Source organism: Fictibacillus halophilus, assembly GCF_042680145.1.
Lineage (GTDB): Bacteria > Bacillota > Bacilli > Bacillales > Fictibacillaceae > Fictibacillus > Fictibacillus halophilus_A.
The window spans coordinates 734,049-750,711 of record NZ_JBHTNQ010000001.1 but is presented as its reverse complement, the minus strand read 5'-3'; the positions used below and the strand labels follow the sequence as shown (position 1 = coordinate 750,711).

Annotated in this window: 20 protein-coding genes; 9 read left to right on the top strand and 11 right to left on the bottom strand. The window is 40.6% G+C overall.

Going from position 1 to position 16,663, the window contains the following annotated elements:
* Positions 1 to 26: 26 nt before the first annotated feature.
* Positions 27 to 935: a CobW family GTP-binding protein gene (locus ACFQ4X_RS03955; RefSeq protein ID WP_379833259.1), complete on the bottom strand. Its 909-nt coding sequence runs from the start codon at positions 933 to 935 to the stop codon at positions 27 to 29.
* A 68-nt stretch (positions 936 to 1,003) separates the two neighbouring features.
* A complete protein-coding gene (locus tag ACFQ4X_RS03950; protein ID WP_379833258.1) occupies positions 1,004 to 1,579 on the bottom strand; it encodes a thioredoxin family protein in 576 nt (191 codons plus the stop codon).
* Positions 1,580 to 2,004: 425 nt separating this feature from the next.
* On the opposite strand from ACFQ4X_RS03950, the gene ACFQ4X_RS03945 reads away from it, so the two are divergent.
* On the top strand, positions 2,005 to 2,514 hold the full coding sequence (locus ACFQ4X_RS03945; RefSeq protein ID WP_379833257.1) for a cupin domain-containing protein: 510 nt from the start codon (positions 2,005 to 2,007) through the stop codon (positions 2,512 to 2,514).
* A gap of 51 nt (positions 2,515 to 2,565) precedes the next feature.
* Here the strand turns inward: ACFQ4X_RS03945 and ACFQ4X_RS03940 are convergent, their stop codons facing one another.
* The 4 genes from ACFQ4X_RS03940 to ACFQ4X_RS03925 all read right to left on the bottom strand — a co-directional run bounded on the left by ACFQ4X_RS03940 (position 2,566) and on the right by ACFQ4X_RS03925 (position 7,132).
* Positions 2,566 to 3,666, bottom strand: a complete 1,101-nt coding sequence (locus ACFQ4X_RS03940) for an MBL fold metallo-hydrolase (RefSeq protein ID WP_379833256.1) — start codon at positions 3,664 to 3,666, stop codon at positions 2,566 to 2,568.
* A 695-nt stretch (positions 3,667 to 4,361) separates the two neighbouring features.
* Positions 4,362 to 4,532: a hypothetical protein gene (locus tag ACFQ4X_RS03935; protein WP_379833255.1), complete on the bottom strand. Its 171-nt coding sequence runs from the start codon at positions 4,530 to 4,532 to the stop codon at positions 4,362 to 4,364.
* A gap of 38 nt (positions 4,533 to 4,570) precedes the next feature.
* On the bottom strand, positions 4,571 to 5,572 hold the full coding sequence (locus ACFQ4X_RS03930; protein WP_379833254.1) for a S8 family peptidase: 1,002 nt from the start codon (positions 5,570 to 5,572) through the stop codon (positions 4,571 to 4,573).
* A 399-nt stretch (positions 5,573 to 5,971) separates the two neighbouring features.
* Entirely contained in the window at positions 5,972 to 7,132 is a 1,161-nt protein-coding gene (locus ACFQ4X_RS03925; protein WP_379833253.1) for a S8 family peptidase, read from the bottom strand.
* Between the two features lie 516 nt (positions 7,133 to 7,648).
* On the opposite strand from ACFQ4X_RS03925, the gene ACFQ4X_RS03920 reads away from it, so the two are divergent.
* Positions 7,649 to 8,146, top strand: coding sequence for a peroxiredoxin family protein (locus ACFQ4X_RS03920; protein ID WP_379833252.1), 498 nt, complete (start codon positions 7,649 to 7,651; stop codon positions 8,144 to 8,146).
* 170 nt (positions 8,147 to 8,316) lie between these two features.
* Here ACFQ4X_RS03920 and paaI read toward each other — a convergent pair whose 3' ends face one another.
* Positions 8,317 to 8,769 carry a hydroxyphenylacetyl-CoA thioesterase PaaI gene (paaI, locus tag ACFQ4X_RS03915; RefSeq protein WP_379833251.1) on the bottom strand — a complete coding sequence of 151 codons (453 nt, stop codon included), beginning with the start codon at positions 8,767 to 8,769 and terminating at the stop codon, positions 8,317 to 8,319.
* Between the two features lie 137 nt (positions 8,770 to 8,906).
* Between paaI and ACFQ4X_RS03910 the strand changes: the two genes are divergently transcribed.
* Positions 8,907 to 9,335, top strand: a complete 429-nt coding sequence (locus ACFQ4X_RS03910) for a DUF4395 domain-containing protein (RefSeq protein ID WP_379833250.1) — start codon at positions 8,907 to 8,909, stop codon at positions 9,333 to 9,335.
* A gap of 52 nt (positions 9,336 to 9,387) precedes the next feature.
* Here ACFQ4X_RS03910 and ACFQ4X_RS03905 read toward each other — a convergent pair whose 3' ends face one another.
* Positions 9,388 to 10,152 (bottom strand): class I SAM-dependent methyltransferase, encoded by a 765-nt coding sequence (locus ACFQ4X_RS03905; protein ID WP_379833249.1) that lies wholly within the window; start codon positions 10,150 to 10,152, stop codon positions 9,388 to 9,390.
* A gap of 505 nt (positions 10,153 to 10,657) precedes the next feature.
* Between ACFQ4X_RS03905 and ACFQ4X_RS03900 the strand changes: the two genes are divergently transcribed.
* The 4 genes from ACFQ4X_RS03900 (at position 10,658) to ACFQ4X_RS03885 (ending at position 13,757) form a co-directional block, all read left to right on the top strand.
* Positions 10,658 to 11,098 carry a universal stress protein gene (locus ACFQ4X_RS03900; protein WP_379833248.1) on the top strand — a complete coding sequence of 147 codons (441 nt, stop codon included), beginning with the start codon at positions 10,658 to 10,660 and terminating at the stop codon, positions 11,096 to 11,098.
* Positions 11,099 to 11,278: 180 nt separating this feature from the next.
* Positions 11,279 to 12,007 carry an ABC transporter ATP-binding protein gene (locus ACFQ4X_RS03895; RefSeq protein WP_379833247.1) on the top strand — a complete coding sequence of 243 codons (729 nt, stop codon included), beginning with the start codon at positions 11,279 to 11,281 and terminating at the stop codon, positions 12,005 to 12,007.
* Complete coding sequence (locus tag ACFQ4X_RS03890) at positions 11,997 to 13,034, top strand: ABC transporter permease (protein ID WP_379833246.1); 1,038 nt, start codon at positions 11,997 to 11,999, stop codon at positions 13,032 to 13,034. The genes ACFQ4X_RS03895 and ACFQ4X_RS03890 overlap by 11 nt, the downstream gene beginning before the upstream one ends.
* Before the next feature lie 66 nt (positions 13,035 to 13,100).
* Positions 13,101 to 13,757: a TetR/AcrR family transcriptional regulator gene (locus ACFQ4X_RS03885; RefSeq protein ID WP_379833245.1), complete on the top strand. Its 657-nt coding sequence runs from the start codon at positions 13,101 to 13,103 to the stop codon at positions 13,755 to 13,757.
* A 46-nt stretch (positions 13,758 to 13,803) separates the two neighbouring features.
* On the opposite strand, the gene ACFQ4X_RS03880 is transcribed toward ACFQ4X_RS03885, so the two are convergent.
* The 3 genes from ACFQ4X_RS03880 to ACFQ4X_RS03870 form a co-directional block, all read right to left on the bottom strand.
* On the bottom strand, positions 13,804 to 13,959 hold the full coding sequence (locus tag ACFQ4X_RS03880) for a hypothetical protein (RefSeq protein WP_379833244.1): 156 nt from the start codon (positions 13,957 to 13,959) through the stop codon (positions 13,804 to 13,806).
* Positions 13,960 to 14,063: 104 nt separating this feature from the next.
* On the bottom strand, positions 14,064 to 14,351 hold the full coding sequence (locus ACFQ4X_RS03875) for a hypothetical protein (protein ID WP_379833243.1): 288 nt from the start codon (positions 14,349 to 14,351) through the stop codon (positions 14,064 to 14,066).
* 2 nt (positions 14,352 to 14,353) lie between these two features.
* Complete coding sequence (locus tag ACFQ4X_RS03870; protein WP_379833242.1) at positions 14,354 to 14,782, bottom strand: VOC family protein; 429 nt, start codon at positions 14,780 to 14,782, stop codon at positions 14,354 to 14,356.
* 195 nt (positions 14,783 to 14,977) lie between these two features.
* On the opposite strand from ACFQ4X_RS03870, the gene ACFQ4X_RS03865 reads away from it, so the two are divergent.
* Positions 14,978 to 15,919: an MBL fold metallo-hydrolase gene (locus tag ACFQ4X_RS03865; RefSeq protein WP_379833241.1), complete on the top strand. Its 942-nt coding sequence runs from the start codon at positions 14,978 to 14,980 to the stop codon at positions 15,917 to 15,919.
* Entirely contained in the window at positions 15,912 to 16,280 is a 369-nt protein-coding gene (locus ACFQ4X_RS03860; RefSeq protein ID WP_379833240.1) for a glyoxalase superfamily protein, read from the top strand. The genes ACFQ4X_RS03865 and ACFQ4X_RS03860 overlap by 8 nt, the downstream gene beginning before the upstream one ends.
* Positions 16,281 to 16,663 lie beyond the last annotated feature (383 nt).

Below are 16,663 nucleotides of genomic sequence, written 5' to 3'. Positions count from 1 at the left end.
AGTAATTTACCGAAGCGTCATTGCTATTATTGCTCTATTTGTTTTAATCCTCCTGCTAATCTTTCCGTATCCAGATTCTCACCGATAAACACTAGCCTTAACGGCATCTTCATCAGCTCTTTTTCGTAATTTGGCAGTCCGTATGAATACTGAAAAAGATAAATTTGTCCGTCTTCAAGCTTAATGTAGCCTTTGATCCGGTATATGGATGATGGTGCTTCACGCAGCCAGTTTTCAAAGGCTTCTTTTTTTACAGCACCTTTGAATGAATACATCCACGTTTTCACCTTTAGTTTGTCTGCAGTTACTTTTTGATGCTCTTTTCTGTCTTTTACTGAAAGTGAGAACAGCTGATCCAGATCTACGTTTGCATAATCTGTCAGTACGTATGGAGTTCCTTCATTTAAACGTTCAGCATCTTCTTTTAACTGTTGTTTTTGTTCCTCTGACAAAGTCCCTGTCTTGTTCCAAATGATGTAGTCGGCATGCTTTATTTGTTCCAGCATCAGCATTTTTGCCTGTACACTCATAGAACCCCTGTCAAGCCACCTTGGTGCATCCATGACCGATATGATTCCAGATACATGCAGTTCATCAAGCAAGTATGGTGACAAACAAGCATCCAGTACATCAATCGGATGAGCAGCACCTGTTGCTTCAATGATTAAAGTGTCGAGTTCATTTTCTTTACAAAGTCCCCAAAGCTGTTTTTCAAGCTGATCTGATAATGAGCAGCAGATACAGCCATTAAGCAGTTCTTTTAACGGGACATCTCCCGGAACTGCATCTGAATCAATTGAAACTTTACCAAGTTCATTCATGAGGACAGCTGTTTTATGATTTCGTTCTTTTTCCCGCTGCAGCAGCTGCTTGAGCAAGGTTGTTTTTCCGCTTCCTAAAAAGCCTGCCAATATGATTACGTTCGCTTTTTTCATGTTACACCTCATACAGATAGAATCGCTTGTTGCATTCTACTATACTAGAACGCAAAAAAACAGCCTAATTACAGGCTGTTAACATTTACTTTAGCTAATAATTTTTTAATGATATCAAGACTGACTTCTTCCCAAAGGGCGTGGTCTGTCGTGAAAAGAGTTGAAATCTTGTCTGCAAAAAGCTTGAATGCTTTTTCATAACGCGGGTCGTCTTTAGCAGGAAGCTTCTTTTTCCGTTCCTCTACCAGCTGCTGCAATTTCGGAGCGCGCGGACCCCACTTTACGATCTCTTTTCCTTTTTCATCAATAAAGATAATGATCGGAATAGACTTTGCCTTATTTGTAAGGTATCGATCCATCAGTTCTGGGTTTTTGTCACGCTGAATAAAACGGACGTCAATGAGTGCTTCGTCCGCCATCCGCATAAAAACAGGGAGATTCAGCATCGCATCACCGCACCAATCTTCGGTGATCACAATTGCTCTTAACCGGCTTTTTTGCATGCCTTGCAGCGCATCTTTCATCGGATCTGGAAGTACGAATGCATTATAGATAGATAGCAGGTTCTCTTTGTGTGTATTCATAGCATTTATATATGCATAGCGAGTCATGCCTTTTTCAAACCATGTATTGAGGTCAGCCATTCTGTGTTCCTCCCTGTTCTTTATCTACTCTTATTGTAACCAAACAAGGGGGAGTTGTGGCAATGAAAACGCCTTAAATTTATTTATTTGGTCCTTTTAACCTGCTCGAAGCTTTTTCTGGAGTTGGGAAACAGCGAACAAAAGCAGGTATCTCTCACGCGGCGTTAACCGGAGCCAGTCCTTAACTTTGTATTTCATACTGATTTCCACCTTTCAATAACATTTAAACCTTGTACTTCTTTTAATACCACTTCTTGCAAAAAAAGAAACTATTTTAAACACATTACTTTTCGTCAAATAATGAGCTCTTTCGCAAGAATGCTCTCATTTTCAACTTTATAAAAAATATTTTCAGAAAAGGTTTTAGTTTCTTTTTATAGAATAAAGGGAAAAGAATCGAAAAACGGGTGAGGTGTTAAGTGGATATGAAAATGTTAAGCGAAAATGTTAAAACGCTATTCTTTACGGATGATGGTAAAATTCCAAATCATCCTTCTTGGCCAGTTCTATTGTACGTTGGTGAACTAAAAGAACCTCAGGATGCACTGGATGTTTTTGAGGAAAACGGATGGACGAACGGCTGGAAGAATGGCATATTCGATTACCACCATTACCACAGCAACACACATGAAGTATTAGGGGTTATAAGCGGTGAAGCCGTACTTTTATTAGGGGGTGAAGACGGTGTTTCCGTTACCGTTTCTAAAGGGGATGTTATCGTCCTGCCCGCAGGAACCGGACATAAAATGATCGGCTGCAGCACCGATTTTAAAGTAGCAGGAGCGTATCCTGGCGGAATGGAACATAATCTGAAAAAAGGTGAGCCTGACGAACGCCCTGAAGTGCTCGATGATATTATGTTAGTTCCATTGCCAGAAACAGATCCACTGTTCGGAAAAGAAGGACCATTATTGGAGTTATGGAAAAGCAATTAAAAGAAAGGCGGCTCAAAATTTATTTTGGGACCGCCTTTTTTATGGTATCAGTTAAAATTGCCACCACTTGGAACGAGGATGTTCACCATCTAACAATACTGACTCTCCAATCTGAGGGGTGCAAATCATAACATTTTGTTCATTTGCTGCTTTAGTTGCTCGCTCTACTGGATCTGTCCAGTCGTGCAATGATAATGTAAAGGCTCCCCAGTGAATGGGAATCATCACCTTCCCTCTTACATCTAGATGTGCCTGCACGGTTTCTTCTGGCATCATATGAATCGCAGCCCACTTTTCATGGTATTGACCGCACTCCATCAAGGTTAAATCAAAAGGTCCATATTTTTCACCAATCTCTTTAAAATGCGGACCATATCCGCTGTCACCGCTAAAATAGATTTTCGCCTCTTGTCCTCTTTGTCCTTTAATAACCCAAGAACACCATAGCGTGGAATTTCGATTCGTTAAACTCCTGCCGGAAAAATGCCTAGCAGGTGTACACACAAGTGTGAGACCTGCTGCGACAACTTCATCCCACCAGTTACATTCTTGTATTCTATCTGGTTCTACACCCCATCTCTTCAGATGGTTGCTGACCCCGAGCGGAACAACGAATTGCTTCACTTTACTCTTTAGCTTTTTTATCGTGCCATAATCGAGATGATCGTAATGATCATGAGAATATACAACAAGATCGATTTGAGACAGATCTTCAACAGAAATCGGCAGTTCTTTGCTGTAACGTTTGTTGCCGAACCAGGGAATAGGCGACGGTGCTTTCCCGAACATTGGATCAAGAAGGATTCGTTTATTATCAATTTCCAGCAATAGCGAAGAATGACCGAACCAAGTCACTTTTGTTGTTTGGTTCGTATTCTGAGTTGAAAACCGAAGCGGTTTTATTGGAATCGGCTGATCGGGCTGTCTGTTCGGATTTCCTTTTAGAAATTCTTTTAATACAGGCACCATTGATCGGAAATCCGTTGCCATTTCGGTAGGAATTTGATTAACGAACGTACCGTTAGAATAATGTTCGAGTGAACTGTATTTAGTTTTAGTTTCTTTAGAGGGATTGCTTCCAAACACCGGATGAAAAGTGATGAATAAGAACACAACCATTAATACAGCGATTAGTATGAGCAAAGCAAGCATATTTACGACCTCTCTTAAAACAATGTAGTGTAAATATACTACTCTTTTTCTTTCCAGCGAAGCAACTTTTAAGCTAGCTTGTCCCTAGACAGCTATTGGCTTTACGAAAGTTGGCGACAAGAGTCGACTCGTGGATAAATGCCCGAAATTTTTGGATTGAAGGTCAAAACTTTTGGATTGAGTGCTCAATCTCGTGGATTCAGCCATAAAACTTTTGGATTCGACCCTGTTCGTAGCTCTCAGCACGCCCAACACGCCAGTCCAGCACCTTGTCCGCAAACTCTAAAACCTATTCTGACCAGTTTTTTTCAAAAACTGTACCTAATTTTGGCTCTTATCTAAAAGATTGCTCCTATGGAGATTTTATTAAGATGCCCTTCATTGAAAAGTTAATTGGAGTGGAAGGGCGAGACTCCTCGAAAATGAAAATCACATTTTCTTCGTGCGATATATCGCTGCCGGAGCCTTCCTTGTCCTGCAGGATGAGTGGGACAGGTGAGACCGTTCAATGTCGCAAGGCGACGAATGGGCTCACCGCACACCCTGCGGAAAGCGAGCCCTGCAGCGGAAATTAACCTCGGTCAAAATCAAAAACATCTCGTAAAAACTCTAAAATTCGCTCCACACAGCAAAAAAGCTGATCTACTCCGGACGTTATCTTGTCCAGTAGATCAGCTTTTGTTCCAATTATTCATTTAAGCACTTTCCTTCTCTTTTTTCTTGGCGTTTTTCTTGCGCTTTCTTTTCTTCTTCTTTTCCAGCTCTTCTTTCTTTGCCAGCATTCTTGCACGTCTTCTCATCTCTTCATAAATTTTTACAATTAGCATTGCGAAACTGATGAGAAGTGCCAGGATTTTATAAGCCATCCTCCAACACGCCCTTTCTTCCTAGAAACGGGCTTGCTTCACGAATCTGGATCTTTGGCTGCTGCCGTTTCCATCGGAATTCTCATTGCTCGATACGTATCCTTATCACACACCGCTTTTTCCTGCGCGTTTAAGACAAGCAATCCATTTCCTTCTGCCTTCTTCGTCAATCCGATACTTAATGTGTTTTTAACGAGCTGAGCGTAAACTTCTGCTTCAGAGAGCTCGCGGCCAAACAGTTTTTCCTCTCGTTCGATCAGTAAAGCTGCTGCACCTGAAACATGCGGTGTTGCCATCGAAGTTCCAGACAGCTTGGCATATTTATTACCAGGATAGGTCGAGATTACATCAACCCCTGGTGCTACGAGATCAATCTCATCATTTGTATTTGAAAAAGGAGCCAGCTTCATTTTGGCATCTACTGCACCAACTTGTACTACTTCTTTATAAGCTCCAGGAAAAGCATGTTCGTTTGTATCTTCTTTGTTGTCCCCCTCATTTCCAGCCGCACAGACTACAAGAACATCTTCCAAAACTGCTCTTTGAATCGCTTCGTGAAGTTCAGGAACATCGTTTGGTCCACCGAGTGACATCGAGATCACACGTACCCTCTCCCCGTTCTCACCGCGCCATTTTACCGAATAATCAATGGCATCAATAATCCCCTGATACGTTCCGCTTCCATCTTTACCAAGTACCCGGCAGATCAGCAGCTTCACGTCCGGTGCAACGCCTGCAACACCTGCATTATTTAGCGTTGCTGCAATCGTACCTGCAACGTGTGTTCCATGGTAATGCGCATCCGTATAATCGCCTTCTTCTCCTTCTACGAAATTCCGCCCGCCTGCGATTCGATTAGCGAGTTCGGGATGACTCGTGTCACAGCCTGTATCGAGAACAGATACCACAACACTTTGTCCTTTTTCACCTTCACGCCAAAAAGCAGGAGCGTTGATCATTTCAACACCGTATGGAATTTCCTCTTTCGATATTTCCATTACATCTTCCAGCACAAAGGGAATTAAACGAATTTCACTCATGATCCTTGCCTCCTTTTTAATAAAAAAGATTACTGAATCATTTGGTTATACTAGGGTTGCAAAAATTCATGTCTGACTCGATGGTTGAATGAGATGATGAAACTACCGAAGATGATGGGAACCTCCTTTCTTTTTAGTGTAAGAAAAAAGAATAAAGATTCTCGCTGAGGGTACTATTATCACTATTCTAGCAAACTGTTAAAAGTTTCCACAAGTCCCATTTTTAAAATAAGGAATTATGTCTACATCGACAATTTATGCAAAAGAAACATAAGCATTCATCCTTACCCTCCTCTTATGCTTCGACATTTTTTACTAGTCTTTTAAAACTATTAGGATAAAAGAAACTCTCAAGTCTGGACGGCAGTCCATTCTTGAGAGCCTTTTTACTTTTATAGATTAGTAGCGAACAGCATCAGCTGCGTTTACACGCCCTTTTGAGTAGTAAGAACCTGTCCCAGGCACATAATCAGCAGTGTTTTCAATGGCTGCACGGATGTTTGCTGCGCTTCGTCCTTGGGAAGCTAGTAAACCAGCAATTCCTGCAACAAGCGGACAAGCCATTGAAGTACCAGACATATAAGCATAGCCGCCGTTACGAACCGTAGAAGCGATATCTACTCCAGGAGCAGCTACATCCACCCAAGATCCATAGTTAGAGAAAGAAGCTCGGTTGTCATTACGGTCAGTAGCTGCTACAGCGATCGCACCAGAATAATAGGCCGGATAGCTAGGTGCGGATGTGTTCTCGTTACCTGCCGCTGCAACCACAACTGCTCCTTTAGATGTTGCATAGTTTACTGCGTTTTGCAAAGAAGTTGATCCACTTGGTCCACCAAGGCTCATAGAAACAACTTTAGCTCCGTTATCAACAGCATGATAGATTCCATTCGCAATGTCATCAAGAGATCCGCTTCCGTTTGCATCAAGTACACGAACGGCATAGATCATGACGTTTGGAGCCATACCTGCAATTCCGCGAGCGTTGTTTGTAGTGGCTGCCGCAATACCAGCAGCATGAGTTCCATGGTCATGAAGGTCCATTGGATCCCAATCGTTGTCTACATAATCATAGCCTTTGATAACTCCACCTGCTAAATCAGGATGGTTGTAATCAACACCTGTATCGAGGATCGCCACTTTTACAGATGAAGATCCTCGCGTGATGTCCCAAGCAGATTGTGCGCTAACTTTTTGAGGTGCCCATTGAACGCCATTTGAGAAGTACGTATCATTCGGAGTCCAAGAAATGTGGTATGTATAGTTCGGTTCCGCGTACTCTACATCTCCGCTCTTTTCATATTCTGCAATAGCTTCTTCCACTGTTCCTTCTTTAACTTTAATCACGTGGAATTTCGAACCTTTTTCTTTTACTTCGTCTTTCGCTTTAACTGCTAGTGACTTTGCTTTGGAGTCTGAAACACCATCTTTAAATTTTACGATAATTTCTTGAGGAGTTACATTCGCCTTTACTTCGGTACTTTTCGCCGCTGAAGCCGGTGATGCAAGAGATACAACTAATGGTAGTACTGCTGCCATAGTGGCAATCTTCTTAAACATTTACTTCACTCCTTAAAATTTTGTTGTCGTCGACAATTTCTAATATAGGGGTGAAATAACTGAAAATAAAGAAAAATTTTACTATTCTAGCAAAAACAAATAGATACTACTAATTTTTAAAAGTTTTAACTTAAAATAGGAATAAAGTCATTGTAATTACTTTTCATTTTTTGAATCTTTTTACATAGAGACGTAGAATATACCTAGAGTCGGGGACTATTTTTATTAATCCAAAAGTTTAACGATACCCTAATTCTATTAGCTTTTTTTTACAAGTTTTACGAAAAAATTGTTTATTCAAGTTGGTGAATTCCTTATAAGCTTGCAGCAAAAGCTGAGTACCGCTTTTAGGAATACTGTTTACTTGAAATGGAATTTTTTTTAAATGTTTCATTTTCTTTCAATGGTATTTTCACAGTACTATTACTCATAATACAGGTTGTTTGGACAAATGGTTTAAATCTCATGATTAGAGGTATACCTAAAGAAGAGTCTAATGATTTGGAGGGATGTTATATGTTAAAAGCAGGCGATAAGGCACCAGATTTTACTCTAAAGAGCGAGACTGGAGAACCGTTTTCTTTTCATCAGCACCTGGAGAAAGATGATCGTTTCCATCTGCTCGTTTTCTTTCGGGGAGAATGGTGTCCGGTATGTAACGATCAGTTAAAAGAGCTTGAGCAGAACATCGACACCTTTAATGAATTAAACACACACATACTAGCGATTTCGACCGATGAATCGAAAAATTTGAATAAAATGAAGGAAACTCATTCTCTCTCTTTCCCTGTATTCAGTGATCCTGAGAGAGCGGCTGCAGAACCCTATGGTGTCCAATATCATACAGGTCAGCTGTATGAAGATCACGGCGAACACGGTGAACCGGCACTGTTTTTAGTTGATGACCAAAAACGTGTGCTTTACTTCGATATTCAGACGGGACCTTTTGGCCGGCCGACTGCCGAGGATTTAAGAAAGACGATCAAATATATCAAGAAAACTTTGCAGAAATAAAAAAACGGAGTGAAGGCGAAAGTGCCTCACTCCGTTTTCTGTTTCTTAAAATGGTAAAACAAACCAAATTATGTGATGATAGCGAATTTTTATGTGATGAGCAGCGTTTTTTATGTGATTAAACTAGATTTTTATGTGATCATCACAACTTTTTATGTGATTATTCCCCGCTACTCCTCTTCGCTTCCTACAAAATAGTCATTCTTCCTGTAGGAAAGCGCACTCAGATGTGCTACTATCTCTTTTTCGTTCTCAACCGTCACTTCATACCAAGATGTGCGATGATTCCGCTTGATTTCCTTCGCTTTTGCCGTTATTTTATCCCCTTTTTGGCAAGCTGCTAAATAACCGATATTCACCGACAGCCCAACCGATGTTTTTCCATATGAATTACATGCCACTGCAAACACAAAATCGGCGATCGCAAAAAGCACTGCTCCATGCGCTGTTCCATGTGCGTTCAGCATGTTCTCCGTTATCGTCATCTCAGCCTCTGCACTCCCTGGCCCCATTTCTGTCAGTTCAATTCCAAGCCACTGGGCAAACGTGTCTTGATTCAGCTTTTCACGGATTTCCTCAGCATATTGAAAATGGACCTCTGTATCATCTCTTTTTATCTTCATCCGTATCACCTCTTATAAATGATTCTTTTTATCCGTTATAATCCCCTTCTTAAATTTAATAGTGCTTAACACTTCACATATCGACCGAATACACTTACACTATAATAACTAAACCTATAAGAAAGGTCGGAATTACTATGACAAACAGCCCCGCTTCTATCCCTAGACCTTTAGTCCGCACGAATCAATGGTTTATTTTTTTATCAGTTGCAGCCACATGGCTCACTGGTCAAGCTTGGATTCTTTTATTACCGCTTATCGCAGGATTACTTGGAATGTTCTTTAACTTTAATCCGGTGATGAGGTTTGCAGCATTATTTTTGAAAAAGAAACCATCTGAATATATACCTGAAGAAAAAGATCAGCAGCAATTTAACCAGCTTATCGCCATTACCCTATTAGCTATAGGATTCATCGGATACACACTGAATTGGACTGTGCTCGCTGTAGCAGCAACTGCAATGGTAGCAGCTGCATCATTCATCGCTATATTAGGATTTTGCGTTGGCTGCTTTATCCGTTTTAGATGGCAGCAGTATCGGTATCAGAAAACACAAAAACAGTAATAATTTTCGAATAAAAAACCATTCGCTCATAAAAGCAAATGGTTTTTCTTCTTTATTTTGTTGCTTCAAAAACAAAGCTTTGACGGGCGTGAGTCGGTTTCTTTCCATACTCGAAGTCAGCACTCACTGAAACATTTTTAAAACCAACGCTCTCCATAATCAGCTTTAGTTCTTCAATTCCGTACCAGCGAATTGCAAAACGCTGCAGTTCTGTCTGTATAAGACTTCCCTGACGCCATTTTTCGTATTTCAGATAGGATACTTTGTACTGTTCGAAGAAGTTCACTTCTACGAGCTTATCTTCCATTGTAATGATGTCCCCGTTCGGGCAGTCTACCGTTAATGTACGAAGCACTTTTCCAGCTTCGAAATTATCGGTCGGCAGGAAGATATCCAAGATCAAACGGCCGCCATCCTCAAGATTTTCATACATCTGCTCCAATGCCTGACGTGACTCTTCTCGCTTTTCAATCAGTAAAAATGAGCCTCCAGGTATTATGATATTCTTATATTTTTGAGGCAGATCGAGTATCTGAAGATTACTTTGATAAAGGTTAGCAGATAATCCTTTGGCGTCGATTCGCTTTTGACAAGAAGCCAGCATCTCAGCAGAATAGTCCATTCCATCAACGTGAAGTCCTGCTTCCAATAGCGGAATGATTACACGGCCGGATCCAACCATGGCCTCCAAGGTGCGTCCGCCGCTTTCCTTCAGTCTGCTCGTGTAGTACTCGATGTCCCCGCCAAAAGACTGTCCAACTTTTTTTGTAAGATCATAAACTTCTGTACAAAGCTCTCCATAATTGCTAAAAGACATAAATTAATTCCCCCATTAGTGTTTTTACACGGAGGGTCATTGTTAACAAAATTTAACCCTTCCGCACCATCATCATTTGAACATAGCTAATATTGTTTTTTAACATCTTTAACCCCTCATTTCTTGTAATATAGGTTAATTATGATTTTTCCAGAAATTTTCGTCAATATTATTTCAAGGTTGTTTTCTAAAATTGTTGCTTTTGGATATTTTTTCAATGTACATCTTTGAAGAGTTGATTGGAGCGCAAGGTGCGAGACTCCTGCGGGATCAGCGGGACAGGTGAGACCCCGGCAGGCTTGATTAGCCTAGGGGGGCTCACCGCACGCCCCGCGGAAAGCGAGCATCCTGGAGTGGAAATCAACGTCTCCTAATAGCATCAAAGACTCCAAAAAGGGACTCATTCAAATAGCAAAAGTTTGTGATATTTATCACATACAAATATCTTCTAACACCTTATGCTTAAATCAGTTCCAAAATATAAAAAGTGTAGGGAGGATTTAAGATGAATAACATACAAACCATCCTTGTTGCTTATGACGGATCACAGGAAAGCCAAAAAGCATTAGACTTTGCAGTGGAATTTGCGAACGAAAGAAAAGACGTTGAACTTCACCTTGTCACGGTTTACCAGCCTGTTTATACGATGGTATATACGTACGCAAACTATCCTGTTGAACAAGCATCCTACGAATTAAAAGAAAGAAACGAAGCGATCATCCAGAATGTCAAAACAGAAATCAGCCTAAAAACAGATCACCCAATCGTTGCAAAAGCGATTGAAGGACACCCAGGAAACGTACTTACCCACTATGCATCCTTAAATGGAATCGATTTAATAGTGATCGGCAGCCGCGGGTTAAGCGGTGTGAAAGAATTGTTCTTAGGAAGTGTCAGCCATTACGTGGTTCAAAAAGCTGAATGTCCAGTACTGGTTATTAAGTAACGTTTAGAACGATGAATACCCCCTCAAACATATGAAGATCCCTTATTTTCCGGGGATCTCTTTTTATGTCGAAAAAATGAGTGAGTACTCACTTGACAACTTTCTATCCCCTCACATATGCTAAAAATAGAAAATGAGTGATTACTCACTTCTTATAGTTACCCATTAAGGAGGTTCCATATGAACGCTGTTATACACGTATCCGATGTATCAAAAAACTATGGTTCACAGCAGGTTTTAGAAAATATTTCGTTTAACATTGAAAAGAATGAGATTTACGGATTACTAGGTCCATCCGGTGCCGGGAAAACGACTCTCGTTAAAATGATTGCAGGGATTGAAACTCCAACAAAAGGCAGCATTAAAGTACTCGACACACTCATGCCTAATCTTCATAACATGACGCACATTGGTTTTATGGCTCAATCTGACGCACTTTATGTTGAATTGAGCGGCAAAGAAAATCTGGAATTCTTCGCTTCCATTTACGGTTTAAAAGGACAAAAGCAAAAAGAACGTATCGAACACGCTGCTTCCCTAGTAAACCTTACTGAATTTTTAAAGAAGCCTGTTCATCAATACTCAGGAGGAATGAAAAGACGCTTATCACTAGCTGCAGCCCTTCTTCATGAACCCGAGATCTTAATACTAGATGAACCTACTGTTGGAATTGATCCTGTTCTTCGCCAGTCAATCTGGAACGAACTTTACAAACTAAGTGACGCTGGTACAACGATACTTGTCACGACACACGTGATGGATGAAGCAGAGAAATGCGGCCAGCTTGGTATGTTGCGTGATGGAAGATTAATAGCTTCAGGCTCGCCTCAGCAGCTGAAAGAATCCACAGCCAGTGCAACGATTGAAGATGCTTTTCTTTATTACGGAGGTGTCCGAAATGAGAACTAGAGCCTTAGTAAAACGGATTATCCGGCAGTTCATCCGGGATAAACGAACGCTTGCCATGATGTTCCTGGCACCATTACTCATCTTATCGCTTGTTAATCTCGTTTTTTCTGGAAATGATTATGACCCTGAGATCGCTGTAATAAGCAGTACAGAACAGATTGCTTCACAACTCGAGAAGGCTGATAATTCTTTTACAGCCTATGAAAATAAAAAACTAGCAGCCGAAGACTTAGAGAATGAAAAACTGGATGCAATCGTTGAGATCAACCCGCCATCAACGAAAATCACGCTGGAAGGCAGCAATCCAACAGCTAACAAAGCGGTTATGATGACTGTGGAAAAAACGCTGAAGTCATTGACTCCGCAAAGCAATCAGCAAAACTCGATGGAAACAGAAATCGACTACCTGCACGGATCGGCTGATATGGAATCCTTCGACTACATTGGACCGTTTCTAATCGGATTCTTCATATTCTTTTTCGTATTCCTGATCGCTGGTGTTTCATTTTTGCGCGAAAGAACGACAGGCACGCTGGAACGATTGCTTGCTACACCGATGCGCCGCTGGGAAATGGTTGCTGGATATGTTTTAGGTTTCGGGATTTTCACCATTATCCAATCAGCAATCATCGTCTCGTTCTCGATCTATGTTCTCGATATCATGATGGCAGGTTCCATCTGGTTCGTTATCTTGATCACACTCATGCTTGCTGTAACAGCTCTTTCACTTGGAACACTGCTATCAGCTTTTGCAAAAAACGAGCTGCAGATGATACAGTTCATACCGCTTGTCGTCGTTCCGCAAGTGTTCTTCTCAGGACTCTTTAACATCGAAACCATGGCTGACTGGCTCCAGCCGCTTAGCTATCTCATGCCATTAACTTACGGTGGTCAGGCGATTCGCGACGTAATGATCCAAGGCGGCGGATGGTCAGAGATCTATGATGAAGTTCTTGTTCTCGCCGGCTTTTCGTTGCTCTTTATGGTATTAAACGTTTTGGCGTTAAAAAAACACAGAAAGCTGTAACCGTTTGTCCACTGATGAAAAATGTGTCTATAATAAAAGAAACGTACGTTTAAAGGAGAAACACTCATGTCCGATCAAGAATGGATTAAAGAGCTGATGAATGACACCGAAGACACTGTCATTAGTGAAAAGCAGCAAAAAATATTAGCAGCGGCGATTGATACTTTTTCAGAAAAAGGATTTGCAGCATCATCCACAAGTGAAATCGCAAAGAAAGCAGGGGTTGCTGAAGGTACGATCTTCCGCCACTACAAAACGAAAAAGGAACTTCTTTTAGCGATCGTTACGCCGACAATGGCAAAGTTCGCAGCTCCTTTCTTTATAAAAACTTTTGCAAAAGAAGTCTTTGAGAAGGAGTATGAGCATTACGAGGATTTCTTAAGAATGATCGCGAAGAATCGTCTGGAGTTCGTAAAAAAACATTTCTCGGTATTAAAAATTTTCATTCAAGAGATTGCGTTTCACGACGAGCTTCGCGAACCCTATCAGAAGCTTTTCAATGAGCACGTATACGGGAAGTTTAAGAAAATCATTGAGCACTTTCAGGAAAAGGGAGAAATCATTGACTTGCCTCCTGAAACCATCATACGCATGTCAGCTTCAAGCATCATCGGTTACATTCTCCCCCGCTTCCTTCTTTTTCCTAACCAGGAGTGGGATGATGATAAAGAGATTGAACACATCGTTGAATTTGTGATGTACGGATTAAGCGGAAAACGATAAGTGCATACAGAAACCCGCTCATTTACTGGAGCGGGTTTTGTTTATCTTATAACACGTGTTCATTGCTGACGATTGTCGTGCTGATCGGAGTATAGTGAGACAGGTTCACAGCTTTATCACCGATTGTAGGAGACAATGCTATTGCGGAAGGACCAAGCAATAAATACCCGCAAATGAATACGAGCACAAGTCTCTTTTTCATACTCTCACCTCCTCAGCACATTTTTAGAAAGAAAAAAGAACCTTGAGACTTCATCCCTGGTTCCCCTATTTTCTTTCTATGAAATTTCCCTTTTCTCATAAAACTCAAGCATGATTTTTTCTTCGAATCGGTTTGAATGTGTTTTTTTCTTTTAGGAGGATAACAAATAGTGAGACAGCAAGAAGCAAAAGAATCGTGCCTGTTCCTAAAAAGCCATTAGCGTAAGTCGGTATATCGGCGGTTGCCACTTTATCATTGATTTCCATTCCTAAGAAATAAACGCCGATACCATCACCGTCTACGGTTTCCTCTCCAATCGCTCTTAGAGATAGACCTTGCGTCAACAACAGAACGCCTAAAAAAGAGAAGATAATGCCGGTCACCCATCTCATTTTTAAACCTCCTCATAAAAAGAAGCACGCATGTTTTTAAATACAGGACTTAATTCACTCCATACATCAAACTTGTTTCCGTCGGGATCGCTGAAAACAAAATTCTCCCCCGCATGACCGCGGTCCTCAATTTCACCAGTTTCTATGCCTTGACCTTTAAATTCCTCATGCAATTTATAAAGGATATCAATTCCGTCGACTTCAAACGTTAAACTAAACCTTTCATTGCCTTTGTAATCTGTGAAGTTAGTATTCTCGTTTTGCTTCGCCTTCACAAGAAAAAAGCTTTGATTAGCTAGATTAATTATTGCTTTGTCTTCATCCTGATAATTAATTTCAGCTCCCAGTTTCTCAGCATACCATTTAGCTGATAAGTTTGGATTCCGAACTGGCACATACGTAGTACCTACTCGTATTAGTTTTTCTTTCAATTGATTGCCCCTCCTTTAATAAACTATAAATTGAATCACAGCCGCCCAATGATCAGCATCCCATAAAGAACACCGCATAGTTTCATAGTGTCCTCCCTTTCCTTTACAATTCTTTTTTCTGGAATAAAAATCCTTCATAAACAGAAAGGGATCTGCAGGTTAGGAAGAGAAAATTTAATGTTAGGAGGTTATTACATGATTCTGACTGAAAATAAACATTTTGAACTTCATAAAGTAAAAGAAGGTATATATGCAGCGATTGCTAAGGATTGCGGCGGTGCCGTTGGAAATGCAGGTTTCATAGATTTGGGTGATAAAACTGTCGTATTTGACACATTCAATACACAGCAAGCAGCACTGGAATTAAAGAAGTGTGCAGAAGAGATGACAAATAGGTCTGTTTCCTGGGTTATGAACAGTCATTACCATGGAGACCACATTCGCGGAAATCAGGTTTTCCCGTCCAGTAACCTGATTTCAAGTGAGTTAACCTACAAAAAAATGAAGGACACTCAGCCTGAACGTATTAGGGGACAGAAGCAAGATATCGCTGGATTAGAAAATTACATACAAAAGTTACAAAACGAATATAACGAGACAAAAGTTCAAAAGACACTTACACAGATTCATTTTTTACAAGAAATCTTAGCGTCCTTGCCAACCTTGACGCTAACTCTCCCTTCTTGTACGTTCCTTGAAGCTTTTACCATTCATGGTACTGAACGGACAGCTCAGCTTTTTACAAGAGGTGCTGGTCATTCGCCTTGTGATGCGTTTTTATATATACCAGAAGATGAAGTCATTTTTATGGGAGATTTATTATTCGTCCAAACACATCCTTCGTTCTTTGATGAATCCAATCTGGATAACTGGATGCATACGCTGCAAGAATTGAGTACCTGGAATATTCAAACAGCCGTACCTGGACATGGTCCATTAGGTACAAAATCAGATTTTTATCAAATTATTCAATACATAAAAGACGTAAAGAGGCTAGCTGAGAGTGAAAAAGATGTGGAAGACATAATAATCCCTTCTCCCTATAAAGATTGGGCTCTGAAAGAACTCTTTGTAACAAACCTAAAACAATTAAAACAACTCTTAAAAAACAAAATGGAGGCCTCTTTACATGATTAAAGCAAAGAGCATTACTCCGGTCCTTCGAATATTTGACGTAGAAAAAGCAAAAGAATTTTATTTAGACTTTTTGGAGTTTCACCTAGACTGGGAGCACCGGTATGAAGAAGATTATCCTTTATATATGCAAGTGTCATCAGGTTCTTGCCAATTGCATCTCTCAGAACATTATGGTGATTCCAGCCCTGGCATCAAAATTCGAATACAAGTTGAAGAAATTGAAGAGCTGCACAATAAACTGCTTTCGAAAAAATACAAGTATGCAAGACCTGGATTAGAAACCGCTCATGGCCATTTGGAAATCAGGATTGGAGACCCCTTCGGAAATAACCTTTGCTTTTACGAGCCTCAACAGAGGTAGGGTATAATACTTCATAATGTGGATGTCCCTTCTGATTATTTTTAGAAGGGATATTTCAATTTCCACTCGGAAAATAAGCTGATTTCACAAAGAACTAATCAAGTCAGGTTGAACACATCGTAAAACGTTCAAATCAGGTGCAGTTTCGGGTGTCGAAACTGTTTTCAGATGATCCCTTAAGGGGTATTCAGTCTTATCCAAGAGTTTGATTCCAGAAAAAGCGGCATCAATCCAGAAATTCGGCCAGTTTATCCACGAGTTTTAGCCCTCAATCAAAAAGTTTCATCTGTTTATCCACGAGTCTACAATCCTCGACAAATCCTGCCCCTTTACATACCCCCTCCCCATTTTATCGAACAGCAAAAAAGCCCTCCAGCTCCATG